General features: G+C 62.0%; 17 protein-coding genes. 9 read left to right on the top strand and 8 right to left on the bottom strand.

Annotated elements, in window-relative coordinates; all coding sequences use genetic code 11:
• Nucleotides 1-13 precede the first annotated feature (13 nt).
• A complete protein-coding gene (locus HU742_RS10980; RefSeq protein WP_186642504.1) occupies nt 14-3,844 on the top strand; it encodes a non-ribosomal peptide synthetase in 3,831 nt (1,276 codons plus the stop codon).
• Nucleotides 3,841-5,484 carry a cyclic peptide export ABC transporter gene (locus tag HU742_RS10975; protein ID WP_186642503.1) on the top strand — a complete coding sequence of 548 codons (1,644 nt, stop codon included), beginning with the start codon at nt 3,841-3,843 and terminating at the stop codon, nt 5,482-5,484. The genes HU742_RS10980 and HU742_RS10975 overlap by 4 nt, the downstream gene beginning before the upstream one ends.
• Before the next feature lie 22 nt (nt 5,485-5,506).
• Here the strand turns inward: HU742_RS10975 and fhuF are convergent, their stop codons facing one another.
• Nucleotides 5,507-6,169: a siderophore-iron reductase FhuF gene (gene fhuF, locus HU742_RS10970; RefSeq protein WP_186642950.1), complete on the bottom strand. Its 663-nt coding sequence runs from the start codon at nt 6,167-6,169 to the stop codon at nt 5,507-5,509.
• Between the two features lie 226 nt (nt 6,170-6,395).
• Between fhuF and HU742_RS10965 the strand changes: the two genes are divergently transcribed.
• Nucleotides 6,396-8,099, top strand: coding sequence for an ABC transporter ATP-binding protein/permease (locus HU742_RS10965; RefSeq protein ID WP_186642502.1), 1,704 nt, complete (start codon nt 6,396-6,398; stop codon nt 8,097-8,099).
• Nucleotides 8,100-8,138: 39 nt separating this feature from the next.
• On the opposite strand, the gene HU742_RS10960 is transcribed toward HU742_RS10965, so the two are convergent.
• Entirely contained in the window at nt 8,139-9,095 is a 957-nt protein-coding gene (locus HU742_RS10960; RefSeq protein WP_186642501.1) for a threonine dehydratase, read from the bottom strand.
• A 104-nt stretch (nt 9,096-9,199) separates the two neighbouring features.
• Between HU742_RS10960 and HU742_RS10955 the strand changes: the two genes are divergently transcribed.
• From HU742_RS10955 to HU742_RS10930, 6 genes are all read left to right on the top strand, one after another.
• Nucleotides 9,200-10,012: a helix-turn-helix transcriptional regulator gene (locus HU742_RS10955; RefSeq protein ID WP_186642500.1), complete on the top strand. Its 813-nt coding sequence runs from the start codon at nt 9,200-9,202 to the stop codon at nt 10,010-10,012.
• A 152-nt stretch (nt 10,013-10,164) separates the two neighbouring features.
• Nucleotides 10,165-11,163: a response regulator gene (locus tag HU742_RS10950; protein ID WP_186642499.1), complete on the top strand. Its 999-nt coding sequence runs from the start codon at nt 10,165-10,167 to the stop codon at nt 11,161-11,163.
• 4 nt (nt 11,164-11,167) lie between these two features.
• Nucleotides 11,168-12,121, top strand: coding sequence for a sensor domain-containing diguanylate cyclase (locus HU742_RS10945; RefSeq protein WP_186631664.1), 954 nt, complete (start codon nt 11,168-11,170; stop codon nt 12,119-12,121).
• Between the two features lie 220 nt (nt 12,122-12,341).
• Complete coding sequence (locus HU742_RS10940) at nt 12,342-13,352, top strand: zinc-binding alcohol dehydrogenase family protein (RefSeq protein WP_186642498.1); 1,011 nt, start codon at nt 12,342-12,344, stop codon at nt 13,350-13,352.
• A gap of 17 nt (nt 13,353-13,369) precedes the next feature.
• Nucleotides 13,370-14,896, top strand: a complete 1,527-nt coding sequence (locus HU742_RS10935) for a UxaA family hydrolase (protein WP_186642497.1) — start codon at nt 13,370-13,372, stop codon at nt 14,894-14,896.
• 73 nt (nt 14,897-14,969) lie between these two features.
• Complete coding sequence (locus tag HU742_RS10930; protein ID WP_186642496.1) at nt 14,970-15,677, top strand: FadR/GntR family transcriptional regulator; 708 nt, start codon at nt 14,970-14,972, stop codon at nt 15,675-15,677.
• A 163-nt stretch (nt 15,678-15,840) separates the two neighbouring features.
• Here the strand turns inward: HU742_RS10930 and uxuA are convergent, their stop codons facing one another.
• The 6 genes from uxuA to HU742_RS10900 form a co-directional block, all read right to left on the bottom strand.
• Entirely contained in the window at nt 15,841-17,016 is a 1,176-nt protein-coding gene (gene uxuA, locus HU742_RS10925) for a mannonate dehydratase (protein ID WP_186631652.1), read from the bottom strand.
• Between the two features lie 16 nt (nt 17,017-17,032).
• Nucleotides 17,033-18,490 (bottom strand): mannitol dehydrogenase family protein, encoded by a 1,458-nt coding sequence (locus HU742_RS10920; protein WP_186642495.1) that lies wholly within the window; start codon nt 18,488-18,490, stop codon nt 17,033-17,035.
• A gap of 13 nt (nt 18,491-18,503) precedes the next feature.
• Nucleotides 18,504-19,796, bottom strand: a complete 1,293-nt coding sequence (locus HU742_RS10915; protein WP_186631647.1) for an MFS transporter — start codon at nt 19,794-19,796, stop codon at nt 18,504-18,506.
• A 78-nt stretch (nt 19,797-19,874) separates the two neighbouring features.
• On the bottom strand, nt 19,875-20,906 hold the full coding sequence (locus tag HU742_RS10910; protein ID WP_186642494.1) for a Zn-dependent oxidoreductase: 1,032 nt from the start codon (nt 20,904-20,906) through the stop codon (nt 19,875-19,877).
• Between the two features lie 55 nt (nt 20,907-20,961).
• The gene (gene manD / locus HU742_RS10905; protein WP_186631641.1) at nt 20,962-22,173 is read right to left on the bottom strand and encodes a D-mannonate dehydratase ManD; all 1,212 of its coding nucleotides are present in this window, start codon (nt 22,171-22,173) and stop codon (nt 20,962-20,964) included.
• 4 nt (nt 22,174-22,177) lie between these two features.
• On the bottom strand, nt 22,178-23,179 hold the full coding sequence (locus HU742_RS10900) for a sugar kinase (RefSeq protein ID WP_186642493.1): 1,002 nt from the start codon (nt 23,177-23,179) through the stop codon (nt 22,178-22,180).
• Nucleotides 23,180-23,269 lie beyond the last annotated feature (90 nt).

Below are 23,269 nucleotides of genomic sequence, written 5' to 3'. Positions count from 1 at the left end.
TACAGGTCTCAGCATGACTCAGTCCCACGAAGACACGTCCGTCGAAGGTTTCGAACTGTCACCGCAACAGGCCCGCCTGTGGCGCCTGCACCAAACCCGCTTGGCATCGGCGGCAGCGCAGCGGGCCACGCTGCGTATTCGCAGTGAGCAACCGTTGGACGGTGCACGGCTGACGAACAGTTTATTGGCACTGGTGCAACGCCACGAGATCCTGCGCACCCGCTATCCGCAACTGCCGGGGCTGTTGCTGCCGATGCAAGTGATCGACGAATCAGCCGCCGACTGGCAGGCGCTGGGCATCGAACTGCAAGTGGACGCTCAATCGGCCACCTTGCACTTGCCGAGCTTGCACTTGGACAGCACCAGCCTGGGTTATCTCGCCGAAGAATGGGCGCTGTGCTACCTGCAAGCAGCACCTGGGGAACCACCGCTGCAGTACGCCGACTACGCGGCCTGGCGCCTGGAGTCGGTGGACGAGCAAGGCCGCCGGTTCTGGGATGCGCAGTTCAACGCCATGATTGCGGACGTGCCGTTACCTTGGCAGCGCCAGAACCCGGCGTCGTCCGCAGCGATCAACCTTGGCAGAGTACAACTGCAACTCGACGACTCAATCCTGCTGCGCCTTGAACATCAAGCGAACAACCTCGGTGTCAGCACGGGAGTTTTCCTGCTCGGCGCCTGGGTCGCCTTGTGGCACCGCTACAGCGAAGCTGAATGCCTGACGCTCGCCTACGAGAGCCAGGTGCGTCCTGACGTGCTCGGCGATGCCCTCGGGTTGTTTTCCGAACCGCTGCCGTTGACGATCGACGTCGCGTCCGGGTTGTCGTTTGCCGCGTTGTGTCGGCAACTGAGCGAACATGCTGGCGCGCTCAACGACGCCCGGGACAGCTATCCCAGCCACTTGAGCGACGCGCCATCGCTGACGAGCGTAGGTTTTCGCGAACTTGCGGTGACGCCGGACAGTGCCCTGAACGATGCCGGGTGGCGGATCGAACAGGCTGACAGTGTCAGTGCCGGCTGCGCGCTGCTGTTGCAATATCAGCCGTCGTCATCCAATGGTTTGTCACTGCATTTCGACGCCGCGCTCTACACGTCGGCCCACGTCGAAATCCTCGCCGAGCAACTGCTGAGCGTGATCGAGCACAGCCTGCATGAGCCGTCTGCCAGCCTGGGCCAATTGGCCACCTGCAACGCCGCCGAGCAGCAGCGTGTCACCGGCGCGCTGGCGGCTTCGCCAATCCAGAGTCCGGCGCAGGAACAGCTGTATGCCGCTATCTTCGCGCTGCCCAACCTGGCCGCTTGCTTCACCCTCGACGCCACCGACCGCGCCCAGCGCCCGGCAGTCAGCGGGCCCAGCGGCACCTTGAGCTACGCCGAGCTGGACCAACGCGTCAGCGCCCTGACCCAGCAACTGCTCGCCCAGGGCCTGGAGCCGGGTGCGCGGATTGCACATTTCCTGCCGCGCGACGTCGATGCGGTGGTGGCACTGGTTGCGATTCTGCGCGCCGGTGCCTGTTACGTACCGATCGACCCAAGCTACCCCACCGAGCGCATCGAACATATCTTGCGTGACAGCCAGGCACGCCTGGTGCTTACCCTTCAGGCTCGAATGCAAGACCTGCCGACAGACTGGCAGCCGAGTGCGCTGGCAATCGATCAAGCAACGGCGGTGGTGCCGCTTCAGGACGAGCCGCAGGTTTCGCGAGATCAACCGGCCTATCTGATCTACACCTCGGGCAGCACCGGTCAGCCCAAGGGCGTGCTTATCAGTCATGCCAACGCCCTGCATTCGCTGGCGGCGCGGCTGTCGGGCTATCCACATCCCGTGCAACGCTTCCTGCTGCTGTCGTCGTTCGCCTTCGACAGTTCCATCGCCGGGCTGTTCTGGAGCCTGGCCCAGGGCGGTTGCCTGCACCTGGCCAGTGAAACCGAACAAAAAGATCCGCTGCAACTGGCCCGGTTGATCCGCAGCCACGATGTGTCACACCTGCTGGCGTTGCCTTCGCTGTATGCGTTGTTGCTGGATGAGTTGGGCGACAGCCCGAGCCCGCTGAACACGGCGATTGTCGCCGGCGAAAGCTGCCCGCCGGCGCTGGTGGACAATCACTATCGCCGCCAGCCCGGCGCGCAGTTGTACAACGAGTACGGCCCGACCGAAGCCTCGGTATGGAGCACCGTCGCCCTCTGCCAACCCGATCACGGTACGGGTCCCGTGCCCATCGGCCGAGCGATTGCCCACACGCGGGTGTATCTACTCGATAGCGACGGCGCGCCTGTTGCACGGGGGCTCAAGGGCGAAATTCACATCGCCGGGCCCGGGTTATCCGAAGGTTACCTGGGGCTGCCACAGATGACGGCCGAGAAGTTTATCCAGGCCAGCCATCCGGCACTCGACGGCCAACGTCTGTACCACACCGGCGATTTCGCCTGGCAGGACCTGGACGGGCAACTGCTGTTCCTCGGGCGTAGCGACTCGCAGATCAAATTGCGTGGCTACCGTATCGAGCTCGGCGAGATCGAAACCGCCCTGTGCAAGGTCACTGGTGCCAGACTCGCGGTGGTGTTGCTGGACACCACCCAGGCCGAACCCAGCTTGCGCGCTTTCGTTGAGTCGGCTAACGCGCTTCAGGCCAGCGTCGTGCGCGAATCCCTTGCGGCACTTTTGCCGGCGCACATGATTCCCGCCGACATCCAGTGGCTGATGCAACTGCCCCGCACCGCCAACGGCAAGGTCGATCATCGTGCCTTGCTGGCCCGACAGCCGAACCACCGTCTTGCGGCTTATGCCGCGCCTGAAGGTCATGTCGAACAGGTGCTCGCGGCGATCTGGCAGGAGCTGCTGGAGGTCGAGATCATCGGTCGCCACGACGACTTTTTCGCCCTCGGTGGACATTCGTTGCTGGTGGTGCGCATGACCGCAAGGCTGCGCGCCCTGCTCGGTATCGAAGTGCCGGTCAACGTGATCTTCCAACACCCGCAGCTGATCCAGCTCGCCGAGCAGATTGCCCTACCCCGTGACCGCTCAGCCGTCATCGCCTTGCAGCCCGGCGCAGCAGGCCAGACACCGCTGTTCTGCCTGCACCAGCCGGCGGGCGGGGTTCATCATTATTTGCCGATGGTCGACGGGTTGTCCCAGGAGATCCCGGTGTATGGCATAGCGTTGCCCGAGTCGCTACGCGACCAGGACCTCGTTGCATTGGCCAACGCCTATGTACCGCAGATCCGCCAGATTCAGGCGCAGGGTCCGTATCGCCTGGGCGGGTGGTCCATGGGCGGACTGCTCGCGTTGGAGCTGACTCGACAACTGGAAGCCCTGGGGCAAACGGTCGAATGGCTGGGGTTGTTCGACAGCACGTTCCACGCCGAGGACGAAGCGCTGGCCTGGGATGCGTTGTGTTCAACCGTGCAGCAGGAATTGACCAGCGACAGCCGCCAGCGACTGGCCACGCTCGCTCCGGAACACCTGGCGCAATTGCGCACGGCCACCGCAAGTCTGGATCGGGTGGAGCAATTGCGTTTCGCCCTGCTGCATTGGACGAATGCCAACGGCCTGAGCCTCAATGCGCCGCTGGCGTACGTCGAACAAACATTGAACGTGATGGCTGACGCACGCCGTTGGGTCGATGACTATCGCGTGCCCACCGTGCAGGCGACCCTGCAGCTATGGTGGGCCGAGCAGACTCTGGTCGAACGCCCGACCCTGCCTGCGCAGTGGGACGCCATCAGCCTGCGAACCTGTCATCATCGGGTCGTTGCCGATCACGACACGATCCTTGGGCAGCCTGCCTTCCATGAACAACTCAACAAGTCGCTGGCCGTGGCCTCGACGGAAACCGTCGCATGAACCTGATTCTTTATCTTTACCGCCAATCGGCACGCCTGCTGGCCCTGGCTTCCATCAGCGGCGCCCTCGGCGGCCTGGCCAGCGCGGGGTTGGTGATCCTGATCAACCGTGGATTGGCTAACCCGACTCAATTGCCGGACCTGGCCCTGGGGTTCTTCGGACTGTGTGCGGGTATGTTGCTGTGCAAACTCTGCTCGGAACTGTCATTGCTGCACCTGACCCAAAGCGCCATCTTCCAGATGCGCATCGATCTGTCGCGCAAACTGCTCGCCACCCCGCTCAAGCGCTTGCAAACCATGGGCAAGCACCGCTTGTTGGTGATTCTGACCGAAGACGTGCACACCTTCACCGCTGCGTTCGAGTGGGTGCCGCTGCTGTTCGTCAACGCCGTGGTGACATTGGCGTGCTTCGCCTATCTGGCCTGGCTGTCGTGGTCATTGCTGTTGATCCTGGCGTTGTTCCTGCTGGTCGGCCTGATCGCGTTTCACCTGGCCGAACGCGGACCGTTGAGCCATCTGGAACGGGTGCGGCAACAGAAGGATGTGCTTTACCAGCACTTTCGCAGCCTGATCGAAGGCAGCAAGGAGCTGCAACTGAGCAATGCTCGTGGCGAAGCGTTTGTGGAGCGCGTCATCCGTCCGGGCGCCGATGAGTTCCGGGTACGATTCCTGCGCGGGATGGCCGGGTATTCGGTGGTGGCCAACCTCGGCACGTTACTGTTTTACCTCAACCTGGGCGTACTGCTCTTTGTCGTGCCGTTCTGGCTGCCGCAATCAATTACCGTGCTGACCAGTTTCACGGTGACGTTGCTCTATCTGGTGCGACCGATCTCCGACCTGATGATCGCGCTGCCCTCTTTGCGCCAAGCCAGTATCGCCCTGACCCGCATTCGCCAACTCGACGCCGAACTGAGCACCGAAGCACAAATGGCGGCGCCGGTCGGTAACGCGTTTGCCAGCAACGGGCCGATGCGCCTGCTGCTTAACGGGGTATGTCATCGATACCCGGGCGAACATGAGGACCATCCTTTCCTGCTCGGGCCAGTGGACCTGACGCTGGAACCGGGCGAGCTGGTGTTCGTCGTCGGCGGCAACGGCAGCGGCAAGACCACGCTGTCCATGCTGCTGCTCGGGTTGTATGCGCCGGAAGCCGGTTGCGTCGTACTCAACGGCGTGGAGGTGGACGACGACAACCGTGAACAATATCGCCAGCACTTCGCCGCCGTATTCGCCGACTTCCATTTGTTTGAACACCTGTTGGGAGATGACGGCCCGGGTGCCGAACAACGCACAGCCGATGCCACACGCTACGTCAAGGCGCTCGGCCTGGGACACAAGGTCAGCATCGTCGATGATCGCTTCTCCACCGTGGAACTCTCCACCGGCCAGCGCAAACGGCTGGCGCTGGTGTCAGCGTATCTGGACGACAAACCGTTTTACCTGTTCGATGAATGGGCGGCCGACCAGGACCCGACCTTCAAGCGGGTGTTCTACATGGAGCTGTTGCCGGAGCTCAAGGCCCGAGGTAAGACCGTGATTGTAATCACGCACGATGACGCCTACTTCTCCCAGGCCGACCGGGTCTTGAAAGTCGAGAACGGCCGTCTCACCCAAGTCGAAGCCCAGGCCGCTTACGCCTAATGGCATCGCGACGCCGCTGCCATTAGCCGTCCTGATAGATGGAGTGCAGGTAACTCACCTGCACTTCCACAGGCAGGCGATGCAACTTGGGACAGGACTCGCAAAGCACCGGCATCTGGCCTTCTACCGCTTCGTGCAATTGGTAATGCAGGCAACAATGCCGGCGCAATGGCAGGCGGGGGCAAATCAGCGGCGCCGGTGATTCGACCATGCGTTGCAAGCCTCGCAGCCTCAGGCGCCCGTCGTTGACCGTGACCTGCTCCAGCCATTGGTGTGCCTCGGCGAACCCCGGTCTCGACAGCTCGGGGTCCATCCTGGCGAAGGCGCCGTCCCAGATGGCGACCATATTGGCCCAGAGTATTTTTGGTGCCAGGCCACCGGCGGCGGCCAAGGCCACGAACAGCGGGGCCAGGTGCTCATGAATCAGGCGATTCCAGTAGTCGGCACGCCCTTGAGGTGACAGCGGCATCAACCGGGCATTCAAGCCCAACGCCATGGGTTCTCCGTCAGCGTGGAACAGCACCGCCTCCTCGCCCCAGAAATCGATCGAGCCATCACGCGTGAGCACACACGCCAAGGCGGCCGGCAGGGCGATGCTCAAGTAGTTCATTGACCATTGCGAGACCACCGCCGCGCGATTCACGCCTGGGTATTGCAGGGCAAACCGGGACAGCAACGGCCTCAGCACGGCAGGGTCGGCAACATGACTTAACCCCACAAACGATTGATCGCCGGGTTCTTGTCGAATGACCCGTGTTATTGGCGGCCAAGCCTGGCCAAGCCATTCTGGAAATTCGATAACGTGGCCCCCATGGCTTTCCCTAACTAATGCAAACGATTAGCATTGGCTGATCCTATCCTCCCTCCCCTGCAAACTCAACGTCGTCAGCGACCGGGCTCATCAAGACCACATGCAAACACTCCGCAATTTCTGGCGTCTGGCGCGGCCGTTCTGGGCATCCGAGGAAAAGTACCCGGCCCTGTTGCTGTTGTGCGCCACCGTGCTGATGACCCTGTGCATGGTCGGCATCAACATCCTCACCAATTTCTGGAACCTGCATTTCTACAACGCCTTGCAGGCCTTGGATTACCACGGTTTCCTGATAGGCAGCTTGCAGTTCATTCTGCTGCAGATCGGCACCGCCGCGTTTACCGTAGGCGCGTTTCACTTCCAACAGAAGCTGACGCTGCGCTGGCGGCGTTGGGCGACGCGCAACACCGTTGATCAGTGGCTGGGCAGCCAGCGTTACCACAAACTGAAACTGACCGAGACGGACGTCGATAACCCGGACCAGCGGATCGCCGAAGACATCGACCTGTTCATCATAAAGTCCCTCAAGTTGAGCCTGGGGCTACTGACGTCGGTGGTGTCGCTGTTTTCGTTCCTGCACATTCTCTGGCAGGCCTCCAGCCTGGTCAGCGTGCCTTTCAACGGCGAATCGTTCGTCATCCCCGGGTTGCTGGTGTGGGTGGCGCTGGTGTATGCAATCGTAGGGACCGGCGTCGCATTCTGGTTGGGACGCGCACTGCCTGGCCTCAATTTCATGCAGCAGCGACGCGAAGCGGATTTTCGCTTCTCACTCATCCGCCTGCGGGAAAACGCCGACTCAGTCGCCCAATACCGAGGAGAGGCAGCAGAAAAACAACGCTTCGACCATCGCCTGGAGGCAGCACTGCAGAACTTCTGGGCCCTGGTGAAAAAGCAAAAGCTGATCATGGGCTACTCGACGCTCTATTTGCGCAGCGCCACGGTCATTCCCATGTTCATCATGGCACCACAGTTTTTTGCGGGCGCGTTCCCCCTCGGTCGGCTGACGCAGATCAGCGCCGCCTTCGGCGAAGTGCACGCCGCCATCGCTTATCTGGTGGAAGTATTCCCGGAACTGTCGGAATGGAAATCAGTGATCGACCGCTTGATCGGATTCCAGGATCGCCTGGACACGGTCGACATCGATTCCAAGGTCAGGCTGGGACAGCAAGCTTCAGGGCTCGACGTGCAGAACCTGGATGTCTGGCTGCCGAACGGCCGGCAATTGTTCAAGGGTTTCAACCTGTCACTTAAAGCCGGTGACAGCCTGTTGATCAGCGCACCATCGGGCTACGGCAAATCGACTCTTATCCGCGCGATCACCGGGCTCTGGCACCATGCTTGCGGTTCGAGCCGCTACGACCGGGAGCGCGCCCTGACACTGTCGCAGAAGCCTTACCTGCCATTGGGCAGTCTGCGCGAGGCGCTGTGGTATCCCCATGCACCTCTCGGTCACGAGGACGCTGCCTTGCAGCGGGCCATGGAACAGGTCGGACTGCAACATCTGGGCGAACAACTCGACATGGAGCGTGATTGGTCGCAGACCCTGAGCGTCGGCGAACAGCAGCGTTGCGCGTTCGTCCGGGCGTTGCTGACCCGCCCGACAGTGCTGTTTCTCGACGAAAGCAGTTCGGCGCTGGACTCGGCCAATGAGGCGCGTTGCTACCAGTTGCTCAGGCAGTCCTTACCGGAGACGATCCTGGTCAGCGTCGGCCATAACGCTTCGCTGGAAGGTTTCCATCACAAGATCCTGGAGTTGCAAAGCGATCAGGAATGGGTACAACGAAACGTCAAGCGCGCGGTATGACCGGCGGAGCAACCGAGCGCTGGCGCTCGGTTGCTCCAGTTAACCAATGATCTGCGCATACACCGACCTGTCGACATTGCCACCCGACAGGATTACCCCGACCTTTTTCCCCTTCATCAACCCTCGCTCCTGGATAAGTGCCGCCAAAGCCGCGGCGCCGGCCCCCTCTGCCAGGTTGTGGGTGTCGGTGTAATAGACCCGCATCGCCTCGGCAATCTCCTGATCGCTGACGGCAACGATCCGTGCCGCCCCGGCGCGATAGATGGCGAAAGCCTCAGGTATCGGTTTGCGCACGGCGAGGCCGTCGGCGAAGGTGTTGGCCGAGGCGGTTTCGCAGATCATGCCCGCCTCGAACGATTGTTTCGCCGCCGTAGCCTCGGTGGACACCACGCCCACCACCTGCGTGTTAAGGCCCAAGGCGTCACGTGCAGCGATGACCGCGCAGATGCCCGAGCCGCAGCCAATGGGCACGTAGACGGTGTCCAGGTCTGCCACAGCCTTGAACAACTCAAGGGCGTAGGTGGCGACGCCCTTGACCAACTCGGTGTGAAATGGCGGTACGAGATACAGGCCCTGTGCCTGCGCCAGACGTGCTGCTTCTTCACGGGCCTCATCGAAATCGCGACCATATTCGATCACCTCGCCACCGAAGCCGCGCATGGCATTGTTTTTCTCCACCGAGTTGCCTTGCGGCACCACGATCAATGCCTTCAGCCCCGCCGCGCTGGCTGCCAGCGCCAGGCTCTGGCCATGGTTGCCCCGGGTGGCGGTGACGATACCGTTCACCTCCGGGCGCTCACGCTTGAGCCAATGCATGAAGGTGATACCGCCGCGCACCTTGAAAGCGCCCGTGGGGGTATGGTTTTCATGCTTGACCCAGACCGTGCAACCCAGCCGTTGCGCCAGCAAGGGCCAGGCGTACTGGGCCGTGGCGGGCATGACTTGGTAGACCTGGCGGGCGGCTTGTTCAATTTCGTCATAAGTCAGTGCGTACATGGTGGACCTCCTGGGGTTTCGCCGAGTCTAGCCAGGGACACCGAATCCGGGCTTTCAAAAAACTGACCTGACTTTTGCGGCGCTGCTTCACTACTATGAACACCATGGGCCATCGAAACCGCACGCCGTTGCCGCGCCAGACTGAATCGATCCGTCGTATCGAAGTCGGCCCTTGGGCAATCGAATTGCTTCCCGGCTGCGCTTATGCCGCCCGCTACGTCGCGACCCAGGCGGCGATCGGCTTTGCCTTCGACAGCCAGCGAGGCGTGCACGCCATCGGCAGCGACCGGATACAGCCTTTCTTTGCCATGCCCAATGGCCTGGCGTTCGTCCCGGCCCAGTGTGACGTCTATTCGGAGTCTTCCCAGGGCGGCGAGTATCTGCGAGTGCTGCGTACCGACGGGCAGGCGTTGGCGGGAGACCGCGCCTTCAACAATCACCTCGATCCCCGTGCCATCGCCCTCGCCCAACACATGCGGCGCGCGCTGCTGCACGGCTCGATCGACGACGATTGGGAGGCGTGGGCCCTGGCGCTGGCTGAATGCACGGCGCCGGGCAAGCGCTCGCCAGCGACGCTCCAAGGTTCTATGACCGACGCCCGGATGCGCCTGCTGGATGAGTTCATCGATGCGGGCCTCGACCAACCGCTGGGCGTGCCGGCGATGGCGCAACTGCTGGGACTGTCCGAAGGCTACTTCATGCGGGCCTTCAAACACGCCACGGGTCAAAGCCCCCATGGTTACCTGATCGATCGACGCCTGGCCAAGGCCCGGGCGTTGATACGCGACACATCAACTACACTGACGCAAATCGCCCTCGCCTGCGGCTTCAGCTCACAGGCGCACATGACGACGACGTTCAAGCAGCGCCTTGGGGTGAGTCCGGCGCAGCTGCGCCAGATGACGAAGTGCATTTGACGTCCTTGACTTAATGGTCCAGTTTTTAAAAGACAGGGCGTTATGGCTGATACCCCGTTCGGAACTCCCCGTTCGACAATCAGAGGGCCGATGCTGCCTATGAACGATGTACGAAACACCTCCCCCGCCATTGAACCGCTTTGGACTTTCCAGTGCCGCTGATTCCCCTGGTCGTGTGTGACGACTCCACCATGGCGCGCAAGCAAGTACTGCGTGCGCTGCCGTCAGATTGGCCGGTATCGATCACCGAGGCCGCCAACGGTCGCCAAGCGATGGAAGCCATCCGCCAAGGCCTGGGGCAGGTCGTGTTGCTCGACCTGACCATGCCGGAGATGGACGGTTACCAAGTCTTGAGCGCTTTGCGGGCCGAAGGGCTCAACGCACAGGTCATCGTGATTTCCGGTGACGTGCAGGATGAGGCGGTGCGCCGCGTGCTTGAACTGGGTGCGCTGGCGTTCCTGAAAAAACCGTTCGATGAAAACGAGCTGCGCCAGACGCTTACCCGAGTGGGGCTACTGACGCAACCCGGCAAGGCAACACCGCAGAGTCGATCGGCACCGGACGCGGCCATCAGCTTTCAGGATGCGTTCCGCGAGACCGTCAACGTCGCCATCGGTCAGGCCGCGGCACTGATCGCCCAGGTGTTGGGCGTCTTCGTGCAACTGCCGGTGCCGAACGTGAACATCCTCGAAGTCGGCGAGTTGCACATGGCGTTGAATGACGTCGGCAGCTCCCAGCAGCTCACTGCCATCTGCCAGGGGTTTATCGGCGGCGGCATCGCCGGCGAAGCCCTGCTGATCTTCCACGACTCCGAGATCGCCGACATTGGGCACTTGATGCATCGCGAGAGCGCTGATTATTCGGACCTGGAAATGCTGGTGGACCTGTCCAGCATCCTGATCGGCGCTTGCCTGAGCAGCATCGCCGAGCAGATAGACGTGGTGTTCTCCCAAGGCCATCCGCAGATCCTTGGTCAACACGCGGCTATCGAGGAACTGATCCGCGCCAACCGCACCCATTGGAAAAAGACCTTGGCGGTGGAAATCAGCTACAGCCTGGAAGGGCAGAATATTCGCTTCGACCTGTTGCTGCTGTTCACGGAAGACTCCATCGAACGGTTGACCCACAAACTCGCCTACCTGATGAACTGAGCCCATGACCGATTCCATTGATCTGAACGAATTTCATTGGTTGCTGGCCATCGTTCAGAGTATCGACGTCGGCGTGGTGGTGCTCGACCGCGAGTACAAAGTGCAGGTCTGGAACACCTTTATGGAGAACCGCTCCGGGGTCCAGCCCAAGGACGCTCAGAACCAGAACTTCTTCAATCTGTTCCCCGAGATCGATCGCCAATGGTTCACCCGCAAGGTAGAGAGCGTCGCGACCCTCGGCACGCCCGCGTTCACGGTCTGGGAGCAGCGCCCTTACCTGATGCGGTTCAAGAGCTACCAGCCGATCACCGGCCAGGAAGAGTTCATGTACCAGAACACCACGTTGTTGCCACTGCGCTCGCCCGACAACCGCATCAACCATATCTGCCTGGTGATCTATGACGTCACCGACGTCGCCACCAACCGGCACCAGATCCAGGCCGCCAACGCACAACTGCAACTGCTCTCCAGCACCGATCGCCTGACGGGGCTGTACAACCGTGGTCATTGGGAAGGCAGCCTGAAATCCGCCTATGCCCGGCATCAGCGCTACGGCAATGCGTTGAGCCTGGTGATGCTCGATATCGACCACTTCAAGCGAGTCAACGACACCTACGGCCACCAGGCGGGCGACAAGGTCATCGAGCACGTCGCAAGGCTGCTGCATGAGCATGTGCGTGAGTCCGACGTGGCCGGGCGTTATGGCGGCGAAGAGTTCGGCGTCGTGCTTTCAGACACCGACAAGGACGGCGCCCGGGTTTTCGCCGAGCGCCTGCGCAAAGCCGTCGAGGAGCTGGTGGTGCAATACAACGGCCAGGACATCCGTTTCACCATCAGCCTGGGGGTCGCCGACCTGAGCGAGCCCTCGAATGACCACGCCGAGCTGATCGCCCGGGCCGACCAGGCGTTGTATACGTCGAAGAAGACCGGACGCAATCGGGTGACGGTCTTCGGCTAGACAACACCCGTCCTCTGACACTGGTCAGTCCAATCCATTTTTTTATAGATTGGTCTTGCCAATATTTTTCCCCGCGTGTAGTTTCGAGCCAATATCAGCGGCGCAGGTCACTGTGCGCGCACAACAAGAAAGAGAGCCCCGGTCCCGGCAGCCGTGCGCTCACAACCCTCCTCCCGCCTGCAAGCCCCCCGGCCTGCACGCTCGCTAAAGGAGCATCGATATGCTGACTGTCATCTGTAACGAACCCGGCTCGCTCACCGCCATCGAACGTGAAATACCCTCCAGGAAACCCGGCGAAATCCTCATCCGGGTCAAGCGCGTCGGTGTCTGTGGCACCGACCTGCACATTTTCACCGGCAATCAACCGTACCTCGAGTACCCGCGCGTCATGGGCCATGAGTTTTCCGGGATCGTGGAAGACATAGACCACCCCAGCGACCTGGCGGTGGGCGACGTCGTCTACGTGATGCCTTATCTGTCCTGCGGAAACTGCATTGCCTGCCGCCAGGGCAAGACCAACTGCTGCACCCGGATCCAGGTGCTGGGAGTCCACTGCGACGGCGCGTTCACCCAATACCTGAGCGTCCCCGAGGAATTCGTTCACAAGGCCGTGGGAATTTCCCTCGACCAGGCGGCGATGATCGAATTCCTGTCGATCGGCGCTCACGCCGTGCGGCGTTCGAACGTCCAGCCGGACACGCACGCCTTGGTGGTCGGCACCGGCCCGATCGGCATGGCGGCGGCGATCTTCGCCAGCCTGCGCGGGGCGAAAGTGACGGTCCTGGATACGCGCAAGGATCGCCTGTCGTTCTGCAAGCAGCACTTGAACATCCATGCGGCCGTCCACATCGGCGAGGGCGACAAGCAGGCCTTGGCGGAGCTGACCGGGGGTGATTTTTTCAACGTAGTGTTCGACGCCACCGGCAATGCCCGGGCCATGGAGCGCGGGTTCGAGTTCATCGCTCATGGCGGCACCTACGTGATGATTTCGGTGGTGCGGGACTCCATCACCTTCTCCGACCCCGAATTCCACAAGCGCGAGGCCACGCTGATGGGCAGCCGCAACGCCACCCACGAAGACTTCCAGCATGTCGAGCGATGCTTGCGCGACGGATTGATTCCAGATGCAGCCCTGAACACCCATCGACTGAGCCTGGGTGACGTGGCCCATTCCTTCTCCACATTGCTCGACCCCAGCCAGGGCGTCGTCAAGGCAATCATCGAGTGCTAGGAATCGGAGGACGTGCCATGAACCCACCCTCTTCTTTGCTTGTGCTGACACCAGGAGATGATGTCGCGGTGGCCCGGGGCGATATCGCCGAAGGCCAACGCCTCGGCGCCGACGGCCTCACCCTGGTCGCCCGGCAACCGGTTCCGTCCGGCCACAAGATTGCCCTGCGCAGGGTATTGGCCGGCCAGCAAGTGCTCAAGTACGGGCAAACCATCGGCCAGGCGACCCGGGACATCGAGCCCGGTGATCACGTCCACGTGCACAACCTGCAGATGCCCGCCACCAACGCCGGGCATCCCGTACAAAACACCTACGTGCCCACCCCGCTCGGCGAAATCCCCGCGACCTTCGAAGGTTACGTACGGGACGGTGGCCGCGTCGGTACGCGCAATTACATCGGCGTGATTTCCAGCGTCAACTGCTCGGCGACCGTCTGCAAGCACATCGCCAACGCGTTCTCTTCCGAGCGCCTGAAAGACTTCCCCAACGTCGATGGCGTCGTTGCGATCACCCATGGCAGCGGCTGTGGCATGGGGGCCAAAGGCGAAGGCATCGACATTCTCAAGCGAACCTTGCGCGGTTATGCCGATCACGCCAATTTCGCCGGCGTGCTGTTGATCGGACTGGGGTGCGAAGTCAACCAGCTCACGCCGTTGATGAACGAACTGGGGGATCGTTGCCCGGTGCTAAAGGCCAGCCTGATCATCCAGGACGAAGGCGGGACTCGCGAAGCGGTGCGACAGGGCATCGCCCATATCGACGCGATGCTGCCCATCATCAGCCAGTACCGAAGGACGACCGTTTCCGCCCGCCACCTGTGCGTGGGTTTGCAATGCGGCGGCTCGGATGGTTATTCAGGCATCACGGCGAATCCGGCACTCGGCGCGGCCGTGGACTTGCTGGTGCAACAGGGCGGCACGGCGATCCTCTCGGAAACGCCGGAGATCTACGGGGCCGAGCACTTGCTGACGGCCCGCGCCGCATCCGCCGACATCGCGACAAAGCTGATGGAGCGGATCCGCTGGTGGGAAACCTACGTGCACCACAACGACGGCGACATGAACAACAATCCTTCGCCGGGCAACAAGGCCGGAGGCATCACCACCATTCTGGAAAAATCCCTGGGTGCCGTGGCGAAAGCCGGTTCGACCGGGCTGATGGGCGTCTATCACTACGCCGAGAAAATCGATGCCCAAGGCCTGGTGTTCATGGACACGCCCGGCTACGACCCGGTGTCTGCAACCGGCCAGGTGGCGGGCGGCGCGAATCTCATCTGTTTCACCACCGGTCGCGGCTCGACCTACGGCTGCAAGCCCACGCCTTCTTTGAAAATCGCGACCAACACCCGCCTGTTCCAACACATGGAGCTTGATATGGACTTCAACGCTGGCGGCATCGCCGATGGCCTCGAGTCCGTGGCGCAGGCAGGTGAACGGTTGTTTCGAATGATGCTGGAAACCGCTTCCGGTCGCCGTACCTGCAGCGAGGAAAACGGCCTGGGCGACAACGAATTCCTGCCCTGGCAGATCGGCGCGGTGATGTGAATGACGAGGCAGACGAACTTACCCCAAGCAAGCCTATGGTAGCCTTTGCGGACTATCCGATGGACACCAGCCCATGGCCTCACCGATCAACACCGCCGAACGAAAGCCGTATCAGAAAATCGCCGATCAACTGCGCAATTACATCGCCCAGGGGGATTTCAAAACGGGTTCCAGGCTTCCACCCGAACGTGATCTGACCCAGCTGTTGGGGGTTTCCAGGCCCTCGCTGCGCGAGGCGCTGATCGCCCTGGAGATAGACGGTGAAATTGAAATCAAGATGGGCTCCGGCGTGTACGTGCGAGCCAGGCCCGAGAGCGGAAAAAACCGCAGCATGACCTTGGGCGAGAGCCCCTCGGAACTGATGCAGGCGCGCGCCCTGATCGAAGGCGAATCGGTCGTCCTGGCGTGCCTGCATGGCAAGAAAAGCGACTATCGCTACCTACAGGCGTGCATCGACGCCATGCGCGCCAGCATCGCCAACGGCCAGCCGCCGCTGGAGGATGACCGTAGATTCCATCATCACTTGGCCAAAATGAGCGGCAACTCCGCGTTGGTTCGAATCATCACGGCTCTGTTCGATGAACGACACACGCCGATTTCGGCTCACCTGAGCAAACACTCGGAAAACACCCAGACATGGGAAGCCGCGGTCGCCGAGCACGAGGCGATCCTGCACGCCCTCGCCAACAAGGACGTGTTCGGCGCCCAGACCTCGATGCGCCAGCATCTCAACTGCTCGGAGAACCGCTGGCTGCAAGCGCTGGGGCCGGAAGACGCTTGATCGTTCCCACGCTCTGCGTGGGAATGCATCCCGTGACGCTCTGCGTCACGCCCCAGAAGCGGAACGCGGAGCGTCCCTGGCGACATTCCCACGCAGGAGCGTGGGAACGATCAAATCCCCTCGCCACAATAGCGCTCAGTACCTGAAAGCCCTGTATTCCTGATTAACCCAACTGTCGACGCACGGCCAGTTCTACGCCGCGGATTTCCGCCAGGCCTTTGAGGCGGCCGATCAATGAATAGCCGGGGTTGCTTTTGCGTTGTTGGTCGTCGAGCAGTTGATGGCCGTGGTCTGGGCGCAGCGGCAAGCGTGGGCCGCCTTCGCGCTCGCGCCGGCGCTCTTCAGCCACCAAGGCACTGATGACCCCCACCATGTCGACGTCGCCATCCAGGTGATGGGCTTCATGGAAGCTGCGCGGGTCGGCTTCCCGGCGAGTCGAGCGCAGGTGGGTGAAGTAGATGTATGGCGCAAACTGCTTGGCCATTGCCACCAGGTCGTTGTCTTCACGCACGCCATAGGAACCGGTGCAGAACGTCAGGCCGTTGGCCGGGCTTGGCGCGGCGTCCAGCAGCCACTGGGCGTCTGCGGCAGTGGAGAGGATGCGCGGCAAGCCGAGCAGCGACCGGGGTGGATCGTCCGGGTGGATCGCCATGCGCACGCCCACCTCCTCCGCGACCGGGATCACCGCCCGCAGGAAATACTCCAGGTGCTCACGCAACTTGCCTTCGTCGATGTCGGCGTAGGTCCGCAGCAAGTCCCGGAAGTTGTCCAGGCTGTAATGTTCCTCGGCGCCGGGCAAACCGGCGATCAGGGTGTTGACCAAGGTTTCGCGCTCAATTGGCGTCAGTTGCTCGGAGTACGCCTTGGCCTGCTGGATATCCTCGGGACTGTACTCGGCCTGCGCACCGGGGCGCTGGAGGATGAACAGATCGAAGGCGGCGAACGCGGTCTGATCGAAACGCAATGCCCAGCCGCCATCCGCCAGCTCATGGAAAAGGTCGGTACGGGTCCAGTCCAACACCGGCATGAAGTTGTAGCAGACGATATCGATGCCGCAGCTCGCCAGGTTGCGCACGCTTTGCTGGTAGTTGGCGATGTACTCGTCGCGCCGCCCACAGCCACGCTTGATGTCTTCGTGCACCGGAATGCTTTCCACCACTGACCAGCTCAGGCCGGCCGCTTCGATCATCTGTTTGCGCGCCGCGATAGCCTCCACCGGCCACACTTGACCATTAGGAATTTCGTGCAACGCGGTAACGATGCCGGTCGCACCGGTCTGGCGAACGTCCGCCAGGGAAATCGGGTCTTTGGGGCCAAACCAACGCCATGTCTGTTCCATGTTGTTTTCCTTTTTGTCAGTTGGGTGTGGCAAAGCTGTGCAACAGGCTATCGACGCCGTCTCGGGCCAAGGCGCCGTAGGCGCGGTGTACGGCCTCGCGAAACGCCGGGTCATCCACCAGCGCTGGCGGGAAGACTTCGTCCAGGGCAAGAAAAGCGTCCACCCGCGCCGCGCCGTCGAATCGTCCGGCAAGATCGGCAAAGGTCGCGCTCAAAGGATCGTCGACCACGTGCGCCGCACGACCGGGCAGCGGCTGCGTGCAGTAGTGAATCCACGCCGCGACGCCCAGCGCAGTGCAGTCGATGCCGCGCCCCTGGTCGAGCAACTGCTGCGCGCCGAGCAACCAGCGTTGCGGCAGTTTCTGCGAACCGTCCATGGCGATCTGGCGCAGCCGATGTTGCAGGCTGTCGTTGGCAAAACGCGCCAGCAGGTCGTTGGCATACACCGAAAGATCGATGCCTGCCGGCATGTCCAGGGTCGGCGCGGCTTCCTCGGCCATGTAGCGTCCGATCAGGCCCGCCAACCGCCCATCACTGACGGCTTCGAAGACCGATTCATGGCCCGCCAGCAGCCCCACGTAGGCCAACAACGAATGGCTGCCATTGAGCATGCGCAGCTTCATCGTTTCGAACGGGCGCACGTCGTCGACCATCTGCACGCCGTCGACTTCCCAGTCCGGACGGCCGAGGGGGAAATTGTCTTCGATCACCCACTGGCTGAAGCTTTCACAGACCACCGCCGCGCGATCGTCACAGTCCAGTTGTTGCTCCAGCCGACCGAAAGATTCGTCGTCCATGGCGGGCACGATGCGGTCGACCATGCAGCTGGGGAATGCGACTTCTTGCTCGACCCATTGCGCCAACGCTTGATCTTGCAGCGCCGCCAACGCGCTGACCGCCTGGCGGGTGCGCTGGCCATTGTCGGGCATGTTGTCGCAGCACAACACGGTGAAGGCGGGAACGCCGGCGGCGCGACGGCGACGCAACGCCTCCAGGACAATGCCGGGAGCCGAACGCGGCGCGTGTGGGTGTTCGATGTCATGGGCAATCAATGGATCTTCGCTGCGCAATTGCCCGGAGGACGGACTCAAGCAGTAGCCTTTTTCAGTGACCGTAAGCGTGACGATCCGCGTTTGCGACGCGGCCATGCGCTGTAACAGCTGCTCCAGCTCATTGGCGCCAGCACCGGCGTACAAGGCTTCGCGCAGTACGTTGATTTCCCGCAGCACCACCTGCTCGCTGTCGAGGTACTCGGCCACGTGGTAGCGGCCTTGCTGGTCGCGCAACTGCTCGACCAAGGTGCGGTTGGAGCGAATATTGGCACTGCACAGCCCCCACTCGCTCGTGCCGTGGCGATTGAGATGGCGTTGCAGGTACACCGCCTGATGAGCCCGGTGAAAGGCTCCCAGGCCCAGGTGCACGATCCCGATTTCACTGGGCTGGCCCGTGGCGGGGATCCGTTGGATGAGCGACATGGGCGTCCTCCTTTCAGGGATGATTCAGCGCTGGACGTGGCTCGGCGCCGCCGTCGGCCTGCGGTGCGACACCCGCCACCGCCAGCGGCTTGACGTAACGCGCCACACACAGTGCACCGATGATCGTCAGCAGGCCCGCCAGCAGGAAAGCACTGGTGAACGAGCCGGTGAATTGCACGATGAAGCCGGTCAAGGTCGGCCCGATGATCCCCGAGGTATTGGCCAGGAAATGCATGAAGCCGCTGACCCCGCCTACCCGCGCTGCAGGCACGGTGTCCTGGATGATCGCCCAGTAGATCGCCCCGGTGAGATAGAGGAAAAACACCGCCAAGGCCACCAGGATAACGGCCGGATACAAGGTCTTCACCACCCCGGCGACGCCGATGCAGCCGGCGCAGGCCAACAGGCACGTCACCAACACCACCTTGCGCGAGAACATGATCCGCCCGGTCTTCTTGAACACGAAGTCGGAAATGAACCCACCCAGTGCCAGCCCGAGGAAACCCAGTAGCCAAGGGATGACCGTGGCGATGCTCATGTCCTTGACGTTCAGGCCATGGGCCATGGTCAGGTAGCTGGGGAACCAGGTCAGGAAGAAGAACAGCGTGTAGTTATAGGAAAAGAACGCCAGGGAGGTGAACAGCACGGTCGGTTGCTTGAGGTAGAACCGCAGCGGGAACACCGGTTGCGACGCCAGTTCACTCTGTCCCTCGGCCCGCAGAATGTCCTCGGCGCCCTCGCCTTCAGGCTTCTCCTTGACGAACTTGTACCAGACCGCCGCCCAGATCAGACCGACCAACATAATGATGATGAACGATACTTTCCAACCGTAGGTGACAGCGATAAAGCCCACCACCGGACCGGAGATCGCCCCGCCCAGCGGCGTGCCGGACATCGAGGCACCCAGGGCTCGAGCCCTACGCTTGGGGGTGTACCAGTTGTTGACCATCTTGCTGGTGGTGACGCTCAGCGGGCCTTCGCCCATGCCGAACAGGATCCGGATGAGCACCAGCGAAGCAAAGCCCACCGTCAGCACCGTGAGACCGCTGAACAACGACCACAAGACCATGGCCAGCAGCAACGTGGTCTTGGCGCCGTAACGGTCGGCGGCCCAGCCACCGATGAAGTTGAAGGCGGCATAACCGACGAAGAAGCTGCTGAAGATCATGCCCATCTCACCCGTGCTCAGACCGTAGTCCTTCTGGATGAAAGGCGCCGCCACAGACAATGCCGACCGGTCGAGGTAGTTGATGACCCCGGCCAGGAACAGCATGATGATGATTAAGCTACGTCCTTGACCAAACATGGTGGAACCTCCCGCTTGTTGTGTTTATTCGGTGAGGGTGCCCATGACAGGCACGGTGAAACCGGTGGCGCCGACGGCTCACTGATGGGCGTTCGTCAGCTCCACCAGCACTTTTCGGGTTTGCTCGGGGTGTTTTTCGATCAGGTCGATGGCGCCGGGCATTTCGTCGAAGGTGACGCGATGACTGATCAGGTCCTGGACCTGCAACTTGCCACTGGCGATCAGTTCGATCACCTGGGGGAACTTGCGGTTGTTGAGGCGCGAACCGACCAAGGTGAGTTCTTTCTTGATCATTTCCAGCTGCACAAGATCGCTGGGCGTGGCATTGAAACCCAGCAATCCGATGCGCCCGGCCGGCGAGGCCAGTCGCACCATCTGCGGCATCAGTGCTGGAATGCAGGCGGCATCGACGATCAATGGCACGCCCTCGCCTTGGGTCAGTTCGCGCATGGTGGCCTCGACATCCACTTGCTGGCCGTTGAGGGTCCGGCTGGCGCCCAATGCCCGCGCCGTTTCCAGGCGACTGTCGATCACGTCGGTGACGGTGATATCGGTCAATCCCAGCGCCCGTGCCATTTGCACCAAGGTCAGGCCGATCACCCCGGCACCGTAGATCAACACGCTGTCGCCCGGATGCGGCTGCATGCGGTCGAGCACGTTCAACGCAATGGAATAAGGCTCGACCAGGGCGCCGTGGCTCAGGGACATCGAATCGGGCAAGCGGTGGGCGTTCTCGGCTGGCACGCAGACCTGCTCGCTGAAGCCGCCATCGCGGTGCACGCCGATCACTTGCAGCCGCGTGCAGACGTTGGGCCGGCCAATACGGCAGGGGTAACAGGTCCCGCAACTGATCACCGGATCGATGCACACCCGGTCGCCCACCTGCAGGTGCTCGACGCCTTCACCGACTTGCCGGATCACCCCGGAGAACTCATGGCCGGTGACACGGGGGAAACGCACGAAGGCGTTCTGCCCATGAATGATGTGCATGTCCGAGCCACAGATGCCGGCATACGCCACATCGACCTGGACCTCGCCATGGGCAACCTCGGGGCGGTCGACCTGGGCCAGCCCGAACTCGAAGGGTGCTCTTACCTGGAACGCTTTCATCGGGTCACTCCTGACGGGACGTTCGCCCCGTTTTCCTCAAATAGTTGGAACCGCTTCACCAATGCCACAGCGTGCCGTCTTCAAGGCGGTTGACCGGCAGGCTGGCGCGCTTGTAGGGGTATTGGCGGGCAAGGTCTTCATCGATGTCGACGCCATGCCCTGGTGTTTCACCCGGCGTGAAGTGGCCGTCCTCGAAGCGATAGGCATGGGGGAAGACTTCATCGATGCGCTCTTCGTGAGGCATGTGTTCCTGGATGCCGAAGTTGGGCACCCAGGTATCGAAATGCAGGGCCGCGCCCATGCACACCGGTGACAGGTCGGTGGCCCCATGAAAGCCCGTGCGCACCTGGAACAGCGCGGCGAAATCGGCAATGCGCCGCACATGGGTAATGCCGCCGGCATGCACCAGCGTCGTGCGGATGTAGTCGATCAACTGTTCCTGGATCAGCTCCCGGCAGTCATGGATGGAATTGAACACCTCGCCCACGGCCAACGGCGTGGTGGTGTGCTGGCGGATCAGGCGGAAGCTCTGCTGGTTTTCAGCCGGCGTGCAGTCTTCCAGCCAGAACAGGTTGTACGGTTCCACCGCCTTGCCCAGGCGCCCGGCTTCGATGGGCGTCAGGCGATGGTGCACGTCGTGAAGAATGTGCAAGTCGTCACCAAAGCGTTCGCGCACGGCGGCGAACAGCTTGGGCACGTAGTTAAGGTATTTGGCGGTGTCCCAGACGTGTTCGGCAGGCAAGTCACTGTCGGCCGGCTCATAGCGCTCGCCGCTGCGCTTGGCGACGCCGTAGGTGGTGGCAATGCCGGGCACGCCGCATTGCACCCGCACGGCTTTATAGCCGAGCTCGACGTGACGGGCGACTTCGTCCAGGCACCCCTCGATGTCCTTGCCGGTAGCGTGCCCGTAGACCATCACCCGCTCACGGCTCTTGCCACCGAGCAACTGGTACAAGGGCATGTTCGCGGCCTTGGCCTTGATGTCCCAGAGTGCGACGTCGACAGCGGCGATGGCGGTCATGGTCACCGGCCCGCGGCGCCAATACGCGCCGCGATACAGGTACTGCCAGATGTCCTCGATGCGGTGGGCGTCGCGGCCGATCAGCGCAGGAAGGACGTGCTCCTCCAGATAAGCCACCACCGCCAGTTCGCGGCCATTGAGCGTTGCATCGCCAATGCCGTAGATCCCTTCATCGGTGACGATTTTCAAAGTGACCAGGTTGCGGCCCGGGCAGGTAACGATGACGCGCGCTTCAACGATTTTCATAAAGTCAGACCTGTGCAACTGAAGGAAGTGAGGACGCGCCCATGGTCGGCATGGCCGCCTGGGGAATCAGCGCACCTCGGTATTGGACGACCTGGGCCGCTAGGCGATGGCCCCAACGGGCAGCCTGCTCCGGATCGCCGCCACGCAGGCGGCAGGCCAGGTAGGCAGCGCTGAATGAATCACCGGCAGCGGTGGTGTCGACGACACGGGTGACGGTTTGCGCGGGCACTTCGAAACGCCCGGCGGGGCACTGGATCAAGCAGCTGGCGGCGCCACGCTTGAGGACGACTTCGCCGACTCCCACTTGGGCGTAATCAATGAACAAGGCATCCGCGTCGCGATAACCGAACAAAAGGACATCGTCTTCCCAAGTGATCAGGGCCAGGTCGGTCAGGCGCAACAGGTCGCGGTGGGCCTGCCGAGCCGTTTCGGGATCGGGCCATAGATGGGGACGGTAGTTGTTGTCGAAGACGATGCGCGTGCCGGCTCGGCGAGCTGCCTGCAAGGCTTGGATCAGGCGTGCGCGCCCTTCTGGCGTGAGGATCGCCAGGCTGATGCCACTCAGGTAGACGAAGTCGTAATCGGCCAGCGCATCAAGCATGGCCTCAGCCTCGGGGCCGTCGAACATGCGCCGTGCCGCCGCTTCCCCACGCCAATAGAGAAAACGCCGCTCGCCCTGTGGATCGGTCTGGATGAAATACAGCCCTGGCAACGCATCTTCGATCACCCGGACATGGCCGTCACCGACACCTTCGTCCAGCCAGGACTGGCGCATCGCGTCGCTGAACGCGTCGCTGCCGACCGCCGTCAGGTAATCCACGCTGATCGTCGTCCGTGGGCTCAATCGTGCCAAATAGACTGCGGTGTTGAGCGTATCGCCACCGAACGTTTGCGTGATTGCCGCACCCGGCTCACCGCGCATCTCGATCATGCACTCACCCAGCAGCGCCACTTTCAACGAACGGTCGAAACGGGTTTGCGGGTCGTGGTTAAGCGTTACATCCATCATTACGCGCCTTTGTTGTTTTTAAAACGGCGTTTCATTTTTATCTCAAGGCCCGAGTCTAGTCAGATTTCTCGCCTCGTCAAGCAAAAA

Origin of the sequence: Pseudomonas marvdashtae (assembly GCF_014268655.2) — a bacterium.
Classification (GTDB): Bacteria; Pseudomonadota; Gammaproteobacteria; order Pseudomonadales; family Pseudomonadaceae; genus Aquipseudomonas; species Aquipseudomonas marvdashtae.
The sequence above is the reverse complement of the archived record's forward strand: the minus strand, read 5'-3'. Positions and strand labels throughout refer to the sequence as shown.